Genomic DNA, 18,397 nt, shown 5'->3' on the forward strand with positions numbered 1-18,397 from the left:
AACATCATGGATTTTATAGGTGCCTACCAACCTGATCATCTCGCCTTTTTACTTGAAGGATTTGCTGTCACCTTAAAAGTGGCTTTTATCTCCATCATTTTGAGCTTTATCATTGGATTAGTCGTTGGCACATTACGGTTCGCTCAAATACCGATTTTATCGAAGGTGCTTGCGGTAGTTGTAGAAACCATTCGGAACCTGCCACTTTTACTGATCATCTTTTTCACGTATTTTGCATTGCCTGAAATCGGCATCAAGCTAAGCATCACAGCCTCTGCCATTGCGGCTTTAACTGTGTTTGAATCCGCGATGCTGTCAGAAATTATTCGGAGCGGCCTTAAATCAATTGATAAGGGCCAGATCGAAGCAGCCAGGTCTTCTGGTTTAACCTATATTCAAACATTGAAAATGATTATTATGCCGCAGGCCCTGCGCAGAATGGTGCCGCCAATTGTCAGTCAATTCATATCTCTTTTAAAAGATACGTCGCTTGCCGTTGTCATTGCGCTTCCAGAATTATTGCATCACGCTCAAATATTAAACGGTCAAAGCCAATCCTATTTACTGCCGATTTTCCTATTGGCAGCTATGATGTATTTTGTCGTCAATTTCAGCTTATCCATTCTTGCAAGACGATTAGAATACAGGCAGGCATAAAAAGAACATCCGCTCTTGGCGAATGCCAGCGTATAGACCGGTTGGCTATCACGCTGAAAAAAACAAAGGGCTAAAATGAAGATCATTTTAGCCCTTTTTGTTTACATCATTCTCATAACACGTTTTCTTAGCTTTTTCATATCCCGCTTTGATGGCATATCATATCGGCTTGCAAAATGATATGCGAGTGCACCTGCACCAAGCGTTAATAGTGAAGAAGTCATTTTGCCCATTCGAAATTCCCCCTTAACACTTATAGTTGAATTGAACGTTCATCGTCACTAAACAGATCATCTAAGCTGCTTAGTGTCCCATCTTCCTCCACTTGGTGTGTAGATATTTTGCCTTTTGACAGCGTCAATTCAATAAAACAGCCCCAGCAATAATATTGATTGACCCCAATTTTTCCGATGTCTTTACATTTGCAATTTGGGCAAATGAGCATAATCAGCACCTCTTTACGTTCGGTTTAGAACCAGTGCTTCCTTTTGAACGTTCATCAAGGTTCCGGCAGCCTGCAGCTGTTTCCGAATCCCTGATAGCTCTGTAAAGAAGCCGTCCGAGAGTTCATATGCTACGATTGTGCCCGAATTTGAGCAAAAGTATACATCTTCCAAAATGCCTAAATTTTCACCATCAGGCGACTGCAACATTTTCTTTTTTAATTTCGAAAATAACAAGAATGGAGCAGAGGAATCCATGCCCACTCCCTCCTGGCAGCTCACATACAAACCTTTGTCTGTCAGCTGATCAAAAGCAGAAAATGGAACGAGTGCACAGTCTTTCTTTTTCCCCTCTAACACATATCCTCCGCAGCTGCCTCCGGCTAAAAAGCAAATATCTTTTATGGAACCAAGCGATTGGGACAGCTCATCTGTATAGATCGTCATTCCTTCAAGTTCTCGGCATGTTCTCAAAATGTGCTCAACCACCTTTTGCGGAACAGTCTTATCGTGTGCGTTTGCTTCATGACTCATACGAAGAAATGGCTTCCATGAACGGAATGGGTGAAGTTCTTTTCACGCTGAAAAGAAGACAAAGGGCTAAAATAAAAATCATTTTAGCCCTTTGTCAACAATCTGAACCTTCTACTCATGCATAAAATCAAACGGAGTGATTCCCTCCATGCCAATATTTGCGTCATGTACGCTAAACGGAAGCTCTTTTTGGAGTGCTTCAAGTTCTGCATCCATGATTTGTTCGGTTTGCACTAGCCGCATCGTTAAGGACGTTTGTCTGAGGGAATCCTCATTGTTTTTCACGCCCCACTCCAGCGCTGATTCCTCGCCGCACAGTATTAAAAACTTTTTACTGCGTGTAATGGCTGTGTACAGTAGATTCCGCCGAAGCATTCGGTAGTAGCTCCTGACGACTGGCAGCACAACAATCGGGAATTCACTTCCTTGTGATTTGTGAATAGAGCAGCAATAAGCATGTGTAAATTGATGAAAATCTTTTTTTGTAAAGGTGATTTCATTTCCATCAAAGGAGATCACAGCCATGTCTTCTTTTTCTGTATTTTCTTTTGCATAAAAAATCGAGACAATTTCACCGATATCGCCGTTAAAAATGTTGTTCTCCGGCTGATTCACAAGCTGAAGCACCTTATCACCTGTCCGGTACACCACATCACCAAACGGGATTTCTCTGCCCTTTGGTTTTTTAGGATTCAAAATGTGCTGCAGCATTTTGTTGAGCTCATTGATGCCTGCTTTTCCTTTATACATCGGTGCCAGCACTTGAATATCCTTTGCCGAAAACCCTTTTTGAGCAGCATTGCTGACAACTTTCTCAATGACTTCTTTCATTTGATCAGCTGAACACTGAATGAAGGACCGATCCTTTGAGCGTGCAGTGATATCCTTTGGCAGCACACCATTTTTCATATCATGTGCAAGTTCAACAATGGTTGAGCCGTCTGCCTGCCGGTAAATATCTGTCAGGGTAACAGCCGGCACGGCTTTTGAGGCAAGCAAATCCCGTAAAACTTGGCCTGGTCCGACAGATGGCAGCTGATGTTCATCCCCTACCATAATCACTTGGATATGATCAGGAATGGCTTTAAACAAATGATTCGCCAGCCAAATATCCAGCATACTTGATTCATCAATGATGACAAGCTTTCCTTCAATCGGCTGTTCCTCATCATGAGAGAAGCCCTCCGAACCATTCCAGCCTAGCAGCCGGTGAATGGTGACAGCTGGAAGCCCTGTTGATTCTGTCATCCGTTTAGCCGCCCGTCCAGTTGGTGCCGCAAGCACAAATGGGAAGGATTCATCTTTTTTATAATCACTCGGATCAAGAGAAACACCGTGAAGATCACTGTAAAGCTCGACAATTCCTTTAATGACCGTCGTCTTCCCTGTTCCAGGCCCGCCTGTTAAAAGCAGCATCGGGGACATGAGTGCCTTTTGAATCGCTTCCTTTTGTGTCGGTGCATATTGGACGCCTAACCGCTCCTCCAGCTCGCCAAGTGCCAGCAGGAATTCTGATTCAGGAAATTGATCTGCATATTCTGTTTGGGAGACGATTTTTTGAATGCGTTTGGCGACACTTTGCTCCGCATAAAATAAGGATGGATGATAGCAGCGGTCATCTTCAATGATCATTTCTTTTCCTTCGCCAAGTGCAATGATCTGATTGGCAACATCCATTTCAGTCACTTTGTAATCATTGCCGGTTTGGTTGAGCAGCTTGCGGGTTTCGACGATCAAATCTTTCGTTTGTATGTACGTATGACCGTCCTGTAGACTGGCTGTCTCCACTGTATATAGCAAGGCTGCGCGAATCCGTTCTGGGTCATTTCCTGAGATGCCTGTTCTAGCGCCAAGCTCATCCGCCTTAATAAATCCGATCCCCTCAACATCCTTAACGAGCTGATAGGGATTTTCCTCGATTTTCTGCAGTGTTTCACTCTCGTATACTTGGTAAATCTTCATGCTGAGCTGCGGACCAAAGCCATACTGATTCAGGCTGATCATGATTTGTTCCAGTCCTTGATGCTCCTGAAGCGCTGCGGCAAGCTTATCCGCCTTCTTTTTTGATAAGCGCGGTACATCATACAAAACAGCTGGGTCACGCATAATCTTATGAAGTGTCTGATTGCCAAGCTTCCCCACAATTTCTTCCGCCGTCTTTTTCCCTATCCCTTCAAATAAATCACTTGAGAGATAATGAATGATTCCTTGCTTCGTTGTCGGCACTTCCTTTTGAAAATGAGTGGCCTGAAACTGTTCACCAAATTTCGGATGGCTTGTCACTTTGCCATAGAAAGTGTAGGTTTCCTCCTCATGAAGTGCTGGGAAGTAGCCTGTGACAGATGCTGTTTTTTCCTCTAAGTTTTCCGATGTTTCAATGACTTTTACCTTTAACACCGAGTATAAATTACTTTCATTATGGAAAATAACGGCTTGAATGGTCCCCTTTAAAAACGGTTCGTCCTCAAGCTTCATTTGATCTGGATGTTCCTGCACAGGTCTTCCCTCCTTCCATCTATTCTGCCTCTTGAATCAGCTTTTGCGCATGTAGTGCCAGCATATGGTCAGGCTGCACGTCAATGGCTTTACCCAGCATTTCAAGTGCTTCGTCTTTTTTCTCTAAGTACGCATACGCAACCCCTAAATTATAAAAAGCATCTGCATGCTGCGGATCACGCGTGATGACTTCAGTAAAAGTTGTCACCGCTTCTTCCAGCATGTGTTCATTGGCTAAACACATGCCAAATTGGAATCTTGCTTCATTATCCTCTTCGTTTAGTTCAACGGCACGCTGAAGATATGGCATCGCAAGCTTTGGCTGCTCTAATTTGATGAGCGTCTGCCCGAGCATATAAAACAAATCACTATTTTCCATGCCGGCTTTTAGTGCTTGTTCAAAATAGTCTTTCGCTTTCATAAAGTCTTCTTTTAATGTATATACATTTCCTGCTCCATAATAGGCTGCAGCTGCGGTATGATCAAGTTCAATTGCTTTTTGAAAAAAGTTTAAAGCACGTTCAAATTCATTGATACTTGAAAGTAAGTTCGCAAAGTTAATATATGGAACCGGGTCCTTCGGGCTTTTTTCGATCGCTTTTGTAAAAGCTTCAGCTGCTTTTTCGATATTCCCTTGATTCAAGGCTTCTATGCCGATTTCGTTATGATTCATTCGCTCTCTCATCCTTTCATTAAAAAACCTCAACAGCGACGTTGAGGTTTTGAAACATGCTACACATACGACAGCTTTTGACCATCTTTGAAGACATCGTCAATTGTACCGCCGCCAAGACATTCGTCACCATCATAAAAAACAACCGCTTGTCCCGGGGTAACAGCACGAACAGGTTCATCAAAAATAACCATCGCTTCTTGCTCACCTGTCATTTTGACCTTCACATGGTGATCTTCTTGACGGTATCTGAATTTTGCTGTGCAAGTTAATTCACCGTTTTCTCCGACAATATGAGGACGAGTCCAGCTGATATTAACGGCTGAAATGCTTTCAGAGTATAAAAGTGGATTGTGGAAGCCTTGTTCAACAAACAAGATGTTTTTCTCCAAGTCTTTTCCAACGACAAACCAAGGATCACCGCTGCCGCCAATGCCAAGTCCTTGGCGCTGACCGATCGTGTAATACATCAGTCCATCGTGCTCCCCTTTTACTTCTCCGTCCATTGTCTGCATCACACCAGGCTGTGCAGGCAAATATTGACTAAGGAACGTTTTAAAGTTTCTTTCTCCGATAAAGCAGATACCAGTTGAATCTTTTTTCGCTGCTGTTGCGAGCTCTGCTTCTTTAGCTAATTCACGAACCCTTTTTTTCTCTAAATCACCGATTGGGAACATGACTTTATCAAGTTGTTCCTGTGTCAGCTGATTTAAGAAATACGTTTGGTCTTTGTTTGCATCAAGACCTCGCAGCATTTTGACTTCTTCGCCTGTTCTGTCAACACGGGCATAGTGTCCTGTTGCCAAGTAATCCGCACCAAGTGACAGTGCATGCTCAAGGAATGCCTTGAACTTAATTTCTTTGTTACACATGACATCTGGGTTTGGCGTTCTGCCCGCTTTATATTCATCAAGAAAATATTGAAATACTTTGTCCCAATATTGCTTCTCGAAATTCACTGCATAATAAGGGATTCCAATTTGGTTACATACGCGGATGACATCCTCATAGTCTTCCGTTGCTGTGCAAACACCATTTTCATCAGTGTCATCCCAGTTTTTCATAAATATGCCGATGACATCATAGCCTTGCTCCTTTAACATAAGAGCGGCAACTGATGAATCGACTCCTCCGGACATACCGACCACAACTCTTGTATCTTCTGGTCTTTTTGTCATCTTCATCAACTCCAATTTCAATGAAACAACATGCGCGTTTCGTTCTTCAGGTGCTTCGCTGTTTCATTTTTCACACACGAACAAAAGGAAGCATTTATTTGGCTAGGCGTTTGACAACAGCCGCTATCTTACGTGCCGCCTGCTTCACATGATCCTCTTCATTCCCAAGACCGAAGCTTATTCTGACTGAGGACGTCAGCTCTTTTGCTTCTTCGCCATACATGGCGCTTAACACGTGCGAAGGAAGGACAGATCCAGCCGTACATGCCGATCCGCTTGAAACAGCAATTCCTTCCATATCTAAATTCACAAGCAGCGATTCAATGGAGACGCCCGGGAAATGAACATTTAAAATGTGCGGCAATGTCTCTTTCGGATGTCCATTGATAGAGAAATTGAGAGATTCCTCTTCGAATACTTGCAGCATGGTTTCTTTGAGCTTACCATAATGCATCGCTTTTTCTCTTCTATTTTGCTTCGTTAATTGAACAGCTTCTGCAAGCCCAACAATTCCTGCCACATTTTCAGTGCCAGCACGGCGCTTTCTTTCTTGTTCGCCTCCGAATATTTGCGGAGAAAGCTTCACGCCTTCGTTTACATATAAAAAACCTGTTCCCATCGGACCATTCAGCTTATGGCCAGAAGCAGATAAAAGATCAATATGGAGATCTGCTGCATCAATGGGCACTGTGCCAAACGCCTGCACTGCGTCTGTATGAAAATGAGCAGTGTGATCACGCAGAAGTTCGCCAATGGCTTTGATTGGCTGAATCACACCTGTTTCATTATTGCCGTACATGACGGTCACAAGAATCGTATCATCTCTCAATGCTTGTTTTAATTGATCAAGATGAATCAATCCTGTTTCGTCCACATCTAAATATGTCACTTCAAATCCTAGTTTTTCTAGGCGTTCACATGTATGCAGCACCGCATGATGCTCTGTTTTCACAGTGATGATATGTTTTCCTTCATGCTGTCTTGCCATGGCAACACCTGTAATTGCCAGGTTGTCCGCCTCGGTTCCACCGCTTGTGAGGATGATCTCCTGCGGTTTACAGTGTAATTCTCCTGCAATGACTTCTCTTGCTTCATCAAGCCACTTTCTTGCCTCGCGCCCATATGAATGAATACTAGAGGGATTGCCAAATATCTCTGTAAAGTACGGCATCATCTTGTCCACAATACGCTGATCCATCGGCGTTGTGGCCGCATGATCTAAATAGATTCGTTCCATTTCCGGTACACCTCTGATCTAAATATAGAACATATACGAGTCTTGATCCCCGTCATCTGTGTAGCTTGCCAAGTCTTCAAGAGTTGTATTGTCTAGTACGTCTTTTACTGCATCACGAATACGAATCCATAGTTCACGCTTTGCTGGTTCTTCGTTTTCGATGACTTCAACAGGACTAATGGGTCCTTCTAATACACGAATAATATCACCTGCTGTGATCTCGTTTGGTTCATGTGCAAGAACATAGCCGCCATACGCTCCTCGGATACTTTTTACAAGACGGGCATTGCGGAGTGGTGATACAAGCTGCTCTAAATAATGCTCAGACAAATCATTGTTTTGAGCGATTGATTTTAATGATGTAGGGCCTTCGCCATGTTTTTTGGCTAATTCGATCATGATCGTCAGACCATATCTGCCTTTAGTTGATATTTTCAAGTTAAACACCTCTGCGTTTTCTATTCTATGTCATCAATTATTTTTCTGATTTCATATACGCTGATATATAGACCAAAAGCAATTATATCATACTTTCAGCCAACTTTCATTTACGGGTTCTGAGCATGATAGAAGGACGAATCCCTTTTCTATTTGAAGAATTTTCGGTACTCTATACAAACAAGACATTGCTATAGGAGAGATAATTATGAAACCTTTAGCGTACCGGATGCGCCCAAGTCATATTGAAGACATTATTGGGCAGGAGCATCTTGTTGGAGAAGGTCAAATTATTAGGCGAATGGTCGAGGCAAAACATTTATCCTCGATGATTTTATACGGACCGCCGGGCATCGGCAAAACATCGATTGCAACCGCGATTGCTGGCAGTACAAGCATTGCTTTTCGAACGCTGAATGCGGTCATTCATAACAAAAAGGATATGGAAGCTGTTGCCGCTGAAGCGAAAATGAGCGGCCAGGTGATCCTTATTTTAGACGAAGTCCACCGGCTTGATAAAGGAAAGCAGGATTTTCTTCTTCCTTATTTAGAAAATGGCATGATCATTTTAATTGGGGCAACGACGGCTAATCCCTATCATGCGATCAATCCTGCCATTCGAAGCCGGACACAAATATTCGAGCTGAAGCCGCTTGAAACAGAGCAAATCAAAGCTGCGTTAACAAGAGCCTTACAGGATGAGCATCGCGGGCTTGGCGGCTATGAGGTGACAGTGGACGATGAAGCGATGAATCATTTTGCCAATGGATGCGGAGGAGACGTGCGTTCTGCTTTAAATGCACTCGAGCTCGCTGTCTTATCGACAAAAGCTGATGAGACAGGGCATATCACAATCACTCTTGCCGCAGCAGAAGAATGTTTACAAAAAAAGAGCTTCTCACATGACAAGAATGGTGATGCTCATTATGATGTCCTCTCCGCTTTTCAAAAATCCATTAGAGGATCTGATACAGATGCGGCGCTACATTATCTTGCCAGACTGATTGAAGCAGGAGACCTTGAAAGCATTTCAAGAAGATTACTCGTGATGGCTTACGAGGACATTGGCTTAGCCAGTCCGCAGGCAGGCCCCCGCGTGTTAAGCGCAGTACAAACAGCAGAAAGAGTCGGCTTCCCAGAAGCACGGATTCCGCTGGCGAACGCAGTGATTGAGCTGTGTCTTTCCCCTAAGTCTAATTCGGCATATAAAGCGATTGATGCGGCACTTGGTGACATTCGTACAGGGAAAATTGGAGAAGTTCCAGTTCATTTAAAAGATGCTCACTACAAAGGCGCTACAGCACTCGGAAGAGGCGTCGATTACTTATACCCACATGATTACGAAAACGGCTGGGTGAAGCAGCAATATTTACCTGATCCGCTGAAAAACAAGCAATACTATGTACCGAAACAAACCGGAAAATTTGAAGGTGCATTGAAACAGGTCTATGAAAATTTAAAACGCCAGAAATAAAAAAAGCCCCCTGCATGTTAGCAGGCGGGCTGTTTATTTATCCTTCACACGTGTAATTGGAATATCTTTTAAAAGCTTCATAATGACATGACCACCCATGATCAGTCCGGCAACAGACGGAACGAACGCATTAGATGATGGCGGCATTTGCGCCTTGCGAATCTTCGCTTCATCATTTCCAACTTCTTTTCTGACATCTTCGCGAATGACAATTGGACTTTCATCAGAGAAAATGACTTCAATTCCTTTACGAATCCCTTCCTTACGCAAACGTGTTCTCACAACTTTTGCAATAGGATCAGTATGTGTTTTTGAAATATCATCAATTTTGAAGCGTGTCGGATCTGTTTTGTTCGCAGCTCCCATACTTGAAATGATGTTCACACCTCGTTTCAGACACTCTTTCATTAAATGAATTTTATAGTGAATGGTATCTGAGGCATCAATGACATAATCAAGCGGATACTCAAAAAATTGCTCGTATGTTTCCTCTGTATAAAACATCTTCAGGGCAACAACTTCACATTCTGGATTAATATCAGCGATTCTCGCCTGCATTAAGTCAACCTTTGGCTGGCCAACTGTTGATAGCAATGCTGGAAGCTGACGGTTTACATTTGTAATATCAATATCATCTTTATCAACAAGAACAATACGGCCAACGCCTGAACGCGCGAGTGCCTCTACTGCGAATGAACCAACGCCGCCCACACCAAGCACTGCAACTGTACTGTTTTTTAGTATATTTAAGCCTTCCTTGCCAATGGCAAGCTCGTTTCTTGAAAACTGATGTAACAAGTGCCTCACTCCACCTTTATTTAAAATGAATCGAAAGAATCATATCATATTCAGACTTCTCCGTCATCCTTCTCTAAAAGAAAAAAACACAAAAAAGTCCCGATGACGCCGCCAGCATTTCCTTCGTTTTGAACCCCGCACCATGCAGGTGGGTGCTTTCTTCCTGACTTTATAAGTCCTCTAAAGAGGCATTTATGCAGAAAGGAAAGGCAAGCTCCCGTATAAAAAAATGTTCGGTCAAAACTAGGTAACCACCGTACGTATCAGGACTTTATTTATTGATTGATGAAAGCATATCATAGGCATATTTCTTTTTCAAGCGTTTACATACCTATAAACATGCGCCTATTTTACTGTTTTACTTTTGTTTTAATCGCTAAACTCAGCTCATCAAGCTGCGCCTCGCTTACATGGCCAGGGGCATCTGTAAGAACGCAGCTCGCACTTGCCGTTTTCGGGAATGCAATCGTATCTCTTAAGTTAGAGCGGCCTGCAAGCAGCATCACTAAACGGTCAAGCCCAAGCGCGATTCCGCCATGCGGAGGAACACCATGCTCAAACGCATCCAGCAGGAAGCCAAATTGTTCGTAAGCTTCTTCTTTTGAAAAACCAAGTAAGCCAAACATCTTTTCTTGAATGTCCTTTTCAAAAATACGAATAGAACCTCCGCCAAGCTCGTAGCCATTCAGGACAAGATCGTAAGCCTGAGCCTTCATGTCTTCCGGGCTTGTTTCAATTAATTCAAGATCATCGCGAACCGGCATTGTGAATGGATGATGGGCAGCATAGAAGCGGCCTTCTTCTTCATCCTTTTCAAGCAGAGGCCAATCGACAACCCATAAGAAATTGAATACAGACTCATCAATCAGTTCAAGCTCTTTACCAAGTTTTAAGCGAAGTGCACCAAGCGCATCATGGACAACAGACGTCTTATCTGCAACAAAGAGTAAAAGGTCGCCTTCTTCAACTTGCAGCTGTTCTTTTAATTCAGCTTGCTTTGCTTCATCAAAGAATTTAGCGATCGGACCTTTTAATTCAGTCCCTTCTGCTTTTAGCCAAGCTAGACCTTTTGCACCGTAGTTCGCTGCAAATGCACCAAGTGCATCAATGTCTTTTCTTGAGTAGTTCGCTGCAGCCCCTTTTACATTGATGGCTTTCACAGCTCCACCATTTTTCACAGCTCCGCTAAACACTTTGAAATCTGAGTCTTTTACTGTGTCTGAAATGTTCACCAGCTTCATCTCAAAGCGAGTATCCGGCTTATCAGATCCATAAGAATTCATCGCTTCGTCGTATGTCATACGAGGTAATGGCAATGTAAGGTCTACGCCTTTGACATCTTTCATCACCTTCGCCATCATCTCTTCAGCAAGCGTCATGATGTCCTCTTGACTCATAAAGGACATTTCAATATCGACTTGTGTAAATTCCGGCTGACGGTCAGCACGCAAGTCTTCATCTCTAAAGCAGCGGGCAATTTGATAATAACGGTCCATCCCAGAAACCATCAGCAATTGTTTAAATAATTGCGGAGACTGAGGCAGTGCATAAAATTCTCCCTCGTGTACACGGCTTGGAACAAGATAGTCACGCGCACCTTCTGGCGTACTTTTTGTTAAAATTGGCGTTTCAATGTCTAGAAAGCCGTTGTCGTCTAAGAAATGGCGGAATGCTTTTGTGACTTCATGTCGCATTTTCATTGTTTCAAACATTGCAGGGCGGCGAAGATCCAGGTAACGATATTTTAAACGAACATCTTCTGATACCTCGTCTGCTTGATCTGAAATCACAAATGGAGGAGTCTTCGCTTCATTTAAAACGGTAACCGTTTCGACTTGAATTTCAATTTTGCCCGTTTTTAAATTTGGATTGATCGTTGCTTCTTCTCTTGCGACAACCGTTCCTTTAATATCAAGGACATATTCATTACGAATTGATTCTGCTGTCTCAAGCGCCTCTTTTGATAAGTCTGGATTGAAGACAACTTGTACAATCCCTGTACGATCGCGCAAATCAATAAAGATTAATCCGCCTAGGTCACGCCTTTTTTGAACCCATCCTTTTAATACAACTGACTGACCAATTTGGTCTTCTGTTACTTCTCCACAATAAAAAGTTCTACCAAACACAAACATTCCACTCCTTCTTTACGCTTTCTGGTGGGCCTTCAACATTTGAATCAGCTCATCAAGCTTCACTTCAATTTGTTCACCCGTTGTTGTATCTTTCACATTCACAATTTGCTGCGTTAGCTCATCTTCACCAAGAACTGCAATAAATTTGGCTTTTAATCGATCAGCCGCTTTAAATTGTCCTTTTAGTTTCTTCCCTGTGTAGTCCATTTCACTTGAGATACCTTCTTTTCTCAGACGGTTTAATAATGAAACAGAATAATCCTTCGCTTCATCTCCGAGAGAAGCAATGTATAGATCAATACCATCTTGCAGAGGAAGCTCAATTCCTTCAGCATCGATCGCAGATAAGAAACGCTCAATACTCATCGCAAATCCAATCCCTGGTGATTCAGGGCCGCCAATTCCTTCAACGAGTCCATCATAACGGCCGCCGCCGGCTAATGTTGTAATCGCACCAAAGCCTTCTGCATTACTCATGATCTCAAATGCTGTGTGATTGTAGTAATCAAGACCGCGTACTAAATTTGGATCAACGACATACTCAATGCCTATATCTGATAAGTATTGTTTGACCTTTTCAAAATACGTCCGAGATTCTTCATTTAAATAATCTTGAATGGATGGAGCTGTTGTCATCAGTTCGTGGTCACGATCCTTTTTACAATCAAGAATGCGCAGTGGATTTTGATGTAAACGCGTTTGACAGTCGTGACAGAATTCCTCAATTCTTGGTTCAAAGTGCTTGACCAGTGCTGTGCGGTAGTCTGCACGGCTCTCTTTGTCACCAAGGCTGTTAATGACGAGCTTTAAGTTAGAAAGACCTGCTTTCTCATACACACTCATCGCAAGCGAAATGACCTCTGCATCAATAGCAGGATCCTTGGAACCAATCGCTTCTATCCCAAATTGATAAAATTGACGATATCTTCCGGTTTGCGGACGTTCATAGCGGAACATTGGTCCGATGTAATAAAGCTTTGTTGGCTGAGCCGGCTGTGCAAACAATTTATTTTCAACATAAGAACGGACGGTTGAAGCTGTTCCCTCTGGACGAAGTGTGATGCTGCGTCCTTTTTTGTCTTCAAATGTGTACATTTCTTTTTGAACGATATCAGTTGATTCGCCTACTCCCCGTGCAAACAGCTCAGTATGCTCAAAAATCGGTGTGCGAATTTCTTTGTATTGAAAGGCTGCACATGTATCTCTCGCAATTTGTTCAACATACTGCCAGCGTTCTGACTCTTCAGGTAAAATATCCTGTGTGCCTCTTGGAATATTAAAACTCATTTTTCGTCCTCCTACGACCATCATTCATTTTTTATGTGGACATATAAAAAACCCCCGCCTCTACTATATGTATAGTAGGGACGAGAGTTATACCCGTGGTGCCACCCTAGTTGGAACATGATCCAGCATGTTCCCGCTCAATTCCTTAACGCAGATTCACGTTCTCCGCCTATTGACTCATTTTCAGAGCGTTCAGCAGGAAACCTACAGAGTGTTCTTTCGTGATAAATGCCATGCGGATTCGCTTTCAGCCTAAGGCGAGTCCTCTCTGCTCACGCAATTTACCCTACTATTCTCTATCATCAGTTCCACATTTTAAATTTTCAAGTGTGTTGATTTATATTATAATAAGGTCGGTGCTGCCACTCTGTCAACCCTTGCCGTGCCTCTTTTTCTTTTCCAGCTCTTCTTTTGACGTACATCCGTATTCAGATGCGGTCTCTTCAAGGAAGCCTGGCTGATCCATTTCGTCGTGCTGCCAGCGGTCGATATCACGATGTCCATTATATTGCACTCGTCCTAATTTTCTGCTTAATCTCATGTTTGTACATCCTTTTATCACATTTTTATTTAGTATAAACAAATTGATTCATTTTTATTAGGGAAACTGCAAGGAATTCATCCACTACATAACGAATTAACATTCATCGGTTTTACAAGGGAGGGGAAAACACCGTTTTGAATCTGAAAAAACACAATCAAATGATGATGCTGCTTACTTGTTTTGTTCTCATCGCGAGTTCTTTGCCTATGACACATGCTACAGCACAAACAGATCAAGCTGTTGTCGCAACAGATGAAATCAATGTGAGAACGGGCCCTGGTTTAAGCTATGGAATTGCAGCTGTTGTGAAACGCGGCGAAAGTTATCCTATTCTCACTGAACAAGGAGAATGGGTGCAGATCCAATTATCAAACGGACAAAAAGGCTGGGTCGTCTCATGGCTGATTACCACATCATCCGGCGCTCAAAAATCCGCGAAGCCAAAGGCGCAAGGCCAAAGCACGGCTGGAGGCAGTACAATTACATCGACAGCTTCCGATCTTCGCATCCGGACAGGCCCTGGGACTTCCTATCAAGTGATTGGTACTTTCCCGCAAGGCGCTACCGCTAAAAAGCTCGAGACAAGCGGCGAATGGACGAAAATTTCGTATAAACAAGCAGAAGGCTGGGTTCACTCTGATTATGTTTCAGGGGGGCAGAAAACTTCTCAATCAAGTTCCGGCGAGTCCTCTCGCTCTAACCAGACAGGCACAGTTGGCGTATCGAGCTTGAATGTACGACAATCGGCCGCACCAAATGCACAAGTCATCGCTTCACTTGCCCGCAACACACAGATCACCATTTTGCGAGAGCAGAACGGCTGGTATGAAATTGAGGGGAAAGGCGTAAAAGGCTGGGTTGCAAGCTATTACATTGTCACAGGCAAAGGAGCAGGCTCTGCACCTGAAAAGAGTTCATCCTCTTCGGCTTCTGAGCAAAAAGCGTACATTGTCTATGACGGCACCAACATTCGAAAAAGCGCTTCTACCTCTGCTGGGATTGCAGAAAGAGCAACCAAAGGAGCTGCCTATCAAATCGTTCGGACGCAAGGTGACTGGTACGAGGTGACACTATCAAACGGCGGAACTGGCTACGTGGCGAGCTGGGTCGTTCAAACGAAGAAAAATAGCAGCGAAGCGCCAAGACCTCAGCAGGATTCATCGTCTGGAACTGGTTCTTTAAAAGGAAAAACGATTGTTCTTGATCCTGGTCATGGCGGAAAAGACAGCGGCACGATTGGCGCAGATGGTGCATTTGAAAAGAACATCACCATCAAAACCGCCAATTTACTGGCAGGCAAATTAAGGGCTTCTGGTGCAAATGTATATTTAACAAGAAGTGATGATACCTTTATCAGCCTTCAATCAAGGGTGGCCACCTCTCATTATCGAAATGCAGATGCATTTATTAGTCTTCATTATGATAGTTTTATGGACCAAAGTGTTAGAGGAAGTACTGCGTATTATTATCACGCAGCAAAAGATCAGCAGTTAGCGTCAAGCGTTCATTCCGAAGTCGCAAAACGCTCTCAAATCCCTGATAAGGGTGTCAAATTCGGAGATTACTTTGTTTTAAGAGAAAACAAACGCCCTTCCCTTTTATATGAACTCGGGTACTTAAGCAACCCTCAGGAGGAAGCGATCATTTATAGCGCCTCTTACCAAGAACGAGTCACAGAAGGAATGACTGAAGGATTAAAACAATATTTCCGTTAAAAAGAAAGAGGCCTCTGCGCCTCTTTTTTGTTTGACCGCAAAAGAAAAAGACTCTAAACAAACTCCCGCATGAGTTCATCTACAGTCTAAAAAGAATCTATTCTTTGCTGTCCATCAAGATCGTGACCGGTCCTGAATTGGTCAATGACACGTCCATCATCGCACCAAAACGGCCAGTTTCGACATGGATGCCTTTTTCTCTAAGGGTTTTATTGAAACATTCGTAAAGCGAATTGGCTGCATCCGGCTTGGCGGCTTTCATAAAATTCGGCCGTCTGCCCTTTCTCGTATCACCATAAAGGGTAAATTGAGATACAGACAGAACGCTTCCTTTTATGTCCAATAATGAACGATTCATTTTCCCGTTTTCATCTTCAAAAATACGTAAATGTGCAAGCTTTTCAGCTAAGTAAAGCACATCTTCTTCTGTATCTTCGTGTGTGACACCAACAAGCACCATATAACCTTCGCTTATGGCACCTGTGATCTCTTCTTCTACCTTCACAGATGCATTTGTCACACGCTGCACCACAAGCCTCATAGACGATATACTTCCTTTCTAATTCATGAATCGGCGAACAGAGTAAATGTCTTTGATTTGTTTTATGCGTTCGACCACTTTGTGCAAATGGTTAATATTTTGGATAAAGATCGCCATATGGATCGTCGCCACTTTGTTACGATCAGACTTCCCAGAAACAGAGGAGATGTTCGTTTTGGTTTCGTTGACTGCTTGAAGCACCTCATTGAGTAAGCCGCGTCTATCATATCCTAATATTTCAATTTCCACATTGTATTCTTTACGGTTTTGAGCAGGCTGCTCATGCTCCCACTCGACCGGAATTAACCGCTCCTGCGCTTCTCCTGTCTTTACGTTCGGACAGTCCTCGCGGTGAACAGATACACCTCGGCCCTTCGTAATAAAACCGACAATGCTATCACCAGGAACAGGATTACAGCACTTAGATAAGCGGACAAGCAGGTTATCAATCCCTTTGACCCTTACGCCAGCTTCCCGTTTTTTCCCGTGATACGTCTTTGGTTCCACCGTCACTTCTTGAACGGTTTTCTCTTGCTCTTCTTGGTCTCTTTGTTTTCTTTCTTTTTCCGTTAAACGATTGGCGACCTGCAGTGCAGTAATGCCGTTATATCCAACAGCTGCATACATGTCCTCTTCGTTTGAAAAATTAAATTTGTCAGCCACTTTTTGCAGGTTTTCAGCGGTCAGAATGTCTTTCACATCAAACTCAAGGTTTTTGATTTCTTTTTCCACGAGCTCTCGGCCTTTTTCGACATTTTCTTCACGGCGCTGTTTTTTGAAAAACTGTCTGATCTTGTGCTTCGCTTGGGAGGTTTGGGCAAGTTTGACCCAATCCTGACTTGGCCCGTAGCTGTGCTTTGATGTCAGAATTTCAATAATGTCACCTGTTTTTAGTTTGTGATCGAGTGTGACCATCTTGCCATTGACCTTGGCACCGATCGTTTTATTCCCAATTTCCGAGTGAATCCGGTAAGAGAAATCAATCGGAACTGAGCCCGACGGCAGTTCAATGACGTCTCCTTTTGGCGTAAACACAAACACCATATCAGAGAAGAGATCGATCTTTAACGACTCCATAAATTCTTCTGCATCTGTGGATTCATTTTGGAATTCAAGAATTTCTCTAAACCAAGAGAGCTTCTTCTGGAAGACCGCTTCTTCCGTTGATTCTGCTGACTCTTTGCCTTCTTTGTATGCCCAGTGTGCCGCAATTCCGTATTCTGCAATTTCATGCATTTCCACTGTACGGATTTGAACTTCAAGCGGATCACCTTTTGGCCCAATCACCGTTGTATGAAGAGACTGGTACATGTTCGGCTTTGGCATCGCAATATAATCCTTAAACCTGCCTGGCATCGGCTTCCAGCATGTATGGATAATTCCGAGCACCGCATAACAGTCTTTGATGCTGTCGACCAAAATACGAACGGCAAGCAAATCATAAATTTCATTAAACTGCTTATTTTGCAAGACCATTTTGCGATAAATGCTATAAATATGTTTGGGTCTGCCAGAAAATTCAGCCTTGATGTTCACCTCAGACACGCGGTCTTTTACTTCATTGACAACCTCGTCCAAGTATTCCTCACGTTCCGCTCGTTTGCGCTTCATCAGATTCACAATCCGGTAATATTGCTGCGGATTTAAATAGCGGAGTGCTGTATCTTCAAGCTCCCACTTAATCTTTGAAATCCCTAATCTGTGCGCAAGCGGTGCAAAGATTTCAAGTGTTTCATTTGAAATTCTCCGCTGCTTTTCCTGCGGAAGGTGTTTGAGCGTTCTCATATTATGAAGACGGTCTGCCAGCTTAATCAAGATCACGCGAATATCCTGCGCCATTGCAACAAACATTTTTCGATGGTTTTCGGCCTGCTGTTCTTCTTGTGATTTATATTTAATCTTCCCGAGCTTTGTGACACCATCAACAAGCATTGCTACTTCCTCGTTAAAATGCTCTTTTAAATCCTGTAATGTCACATCTGTATCCTCAACTACATCGTGCAGGAAACCGCCTGCAATGGTTGATGGGTCCATTTCAAGATCAACAAGAATACCCGCCACTTGAATTGGATGGATAATATAGGGCTCACCAGATTTCCGGTATTGCTCCTTGTGTGCATTTTCAGCATATTCATATGCTCGCTCTATAAATTGAATATGTTCAGCGGACAGGTATTCTCTTGCCTTGTCAATGACCTGCTGCGCCGTTAAAACTTGTTCGTTCGCCATGGAATCACCTTTTTAAAT

Annotated in this window: 17 protein-coding genes, 1 other RNA gene and 1 other annotated feature; of the genes, 3 read left to right on the forward strand and 15 right to left on the reverse strand. The window is 43.1% G+C overall.

Going from position 1 to position 18,397, the window contains the following annotated elements; all coding sequences use genetic code 11:
• The first annotated feature begins 6 nt into the window (after positions 1-6).
• Positions 7-657, forward strand: coding sequence for an amino acid ABC transporter permease (locus MHB67_RS12240; RefSeq protein ID WP_024423119.1), 651 nt, complete (start codon positions 7-9; stop codon positions 655-657).
• 101 nt (positions 658-758) lie between these two features.
• Here the strand turns inward: MHB67_RS12240 and MHB67_RS12245 are convergent, their stop codons facing one another.
• From MHB67_RS12245 to MHB67_RS12280, 8 genes are all read right to left on the reverse strand, one after another.
• Complete coding sequence (locus MHB67_RS12245; RefSeq protein ID WP_003216198.1) at positions 759-890, reverse strand: YrzQ family protein; 132 nt, start codon at positions 888-890, stop codon at positions 759-761.
• A gap of 20 nt (positions 891-910) precedes the next feature.
• A complete protein-coding gene (locus MHB67_RS12250) occupies positions 911-1,102 on the reverse strand; it encodes a hypothetical protein (RefSeq protein WP_003216308.1) in 192 nt (63 codons plus the stop codon).
• Positions 1,103-1,115: 13 nt separating this feature from the next.
• A complete protein-coding gene (locus MHB67_RS12255; protein WP_051170124.1) occupies positions 1,116-1,634 on the reverse strand; it encodes a PRC-barrel domain-containing protein in 519 nt (172 codons plus the stop codon).
• Between the two features lie 111 nt (positions 1,635-1,745).
• Positions 1,746-4,130 (reverse strand): ATP-dependent RecD-like DNA helicase, encoded by a 2,385-nt coding sequence (locus MHB67_RS12260; protein WP_149126431.1) that lies wholly within the window; start codon positions 4,128-4,130, stop codon positions 1,746-1,748.
• A gap of 19 nt (positions 4,131-4,149) precedes the next feature.
• Positions 4,150-4,803, reverse strand: coding sequence for a tetratricopeptide repeat protein (locus tag MHB67_RS12265; RefSeq protein WP_056767976.1), 654 nt, complete (start codon positions 4,801-4,803; stop codon positions 4,150-4,152).
• Between the two features lie 59 nt (positions 4,804-4,862).
• Positions 4,863-5,981: a tRNA 2-thiouridine(34) synthase MnmA gene (gene mnmA / locus MHB67_RS12270; protein WP_103131895.1), complete on the reverse strand. Its 1,119-nt coding sequence runs from the start codon at positions 5,979-5,981 to the stop codon at positions 4,863-4,865.
• Between the two features lie 94 nt (positions 5,982-6,075).
• On the reverse strand, positions 6,076-7,218 hold the full coding sequence (locus MHB67_RS12275; RefSeq protein ID WP_041086402.1) for a cysteine desulfurase family protein: 1,143 nt from the start codon (positions 7,216-7,218) through the stop codon (positions 6,076-6,078).
• An 18-nt stretch (positions 7,219-7,236) separates the two neighbouring features.
• Positions 7,237-7,656, reverse strand: a complete 420-nt coding sequence (locus MHB67_RS12280; protein ID WP_024423125.1) for an Rrf2 family transcriptional regulator — start codon at positions 7,654-7,656, stop codon at positions 7,237-7,239.
• Positions 7,657-7,864: 208 nt separating this feature from the next.
• Here MHB67_RS12280 and MHB67_RS12285 point away from each other — a divergent pair, with 208 nt between their 5' ends.
• Positions 7,865-9,130: a replication-associated recombination protein A gene (locus MHB67_RS12285; protein WP_076840405.1), complete on the forward strand. Its 1,266-nt coding sequence runs from the start codon at positions 7,865-7,867 to the stop codon at positions 9,128-9,130.
• Positions 9,131-9,163: 33 nt separating this feature from the next.
• Here the strand turns inward: MHB67_RS12285 and MHB67_RS12290 are convergent, their stop codons facing one another.
• The 5 genes from MHB67_RS12290 to MHB67_RS12310 all read right to left on the reverse strand — a co-directional run bounded on the left by MHB67_RS12290 (position 9,164) and on the right by MHB67_RS12310 (position 13,891).
• Positions 9,164-9,928 (reverse strand): tRNA threonylcarbamoyladenosine dehydratase, encoded by a 765-nt coding sequence (locus MHB67_RS12290; RefSeq protein WP_024423127.1) that lies wholly within the window; start codon positions 9,926-9,928, stop codon positions 9,164-9,166.
• Between the two features lie 92 nt (positions 9,929-10,020).
• A non-coding RNA gene (gene ssrS, locus MHB67_RS12295) (6S RNA) lies at positions 10,021-10,201 on the reverse strand.
• A gap of 77 nt (positions 10,202-10,278) precedes the next feature.
• A complete protein-coding gene (aspS, locus tag MHB67_RS12300) occupies positions 10,279-12,057 on the reverse strand; it encodes an aspartate--tRNA ligase (RefSeq protein WP_024423128.1) in 1,779 nt (592 codons plus the stop codon).
• Between the two features lie 18 nt (positions 12,058-12,075).
• A complete protein-coding gene (hisS, locus tag MHB67_RS12305; RefSeq protein ID WP_103131894.1) occupies positions 12,076-13,350 on the reverse strand; it encodes a histidine--tRNA ligase in 1,275 nt (424 codons plus the stop codon).
• 73 nt (positions 13,351-13,423) lie between these two features.
• Positions 13,424-13,662, reverse strand: a binding site (T-box leader).
• 58 nt (positions 13,663-13,720) lie between these two features.
• Complete coding sequence (locus MHB67_RS12310; RefSeq protein ID WP_003216250.1) at positions 13,721-13,891, reverse strand: YrzK family protein; 171 nt, start codon at positions 13,889-13,891, stop codon at positions 13,721-13,723.
• A 137-nt stretch (positions 13,892-14,028) separates the two neighbouring features.
• Here MHB67_RS12310 and MHB67_RS12315 point away from each other — a divergent pair, with 137 nt between their 5' ends.
• Positions 14,029-15,609 carry an SH3 domain-containing protein gene (locus MHB67_RS12315; RefSeq protein ID WP_122631820.1) on the forward strand — a complete coding sequence of 527 codons (1,581 nt, stop codon included), beginning with the start codon at positions 14,029-14,031 and terminating at the stop codon, positions 15,607-15,609.
• Between the two features lie 97 nt (positions 15,610-15,706).
• Here MHB67_RS12315 and dtd read toward each other — a convergent pair whose 3' ends face one another.
• Entirely contained in the window at positions 15,707-16,150 is a 444-nt protein-coding gene (gene dtd, locus MHB67_RS12320) for a D-aminoacyl-tRNA deacylase (protein ID WP_024423131.1), read from the reverse strand.
• A gap of 18 nt (positions 16,151-16,168) precedes the next feature.
• Entirely contained in the window at positions 16,169-18,379 is a 2,211-nt protein-coding gene (locus MHB67_RS12325; RefSeq protein WP_024427858.1) for a bifunctional (p)ppGpp synthetase/guanosine-3',5'-bis(diphosphate) 3'-pyrophosphohydrolase, read from the reverse strand.
• Positions 18,380-18,397 lie beyond the last annotated feature (18 nt).

It is taken from the genome of Bacillus sp. FSL H8-0516 (genome assembly GCF_038635285.1).
Classification (GTDB): Bacteria; Bacillota; Bacilli; order Bacillales; family Bacillaceae; genus Bacillus; species Bacillus safensis.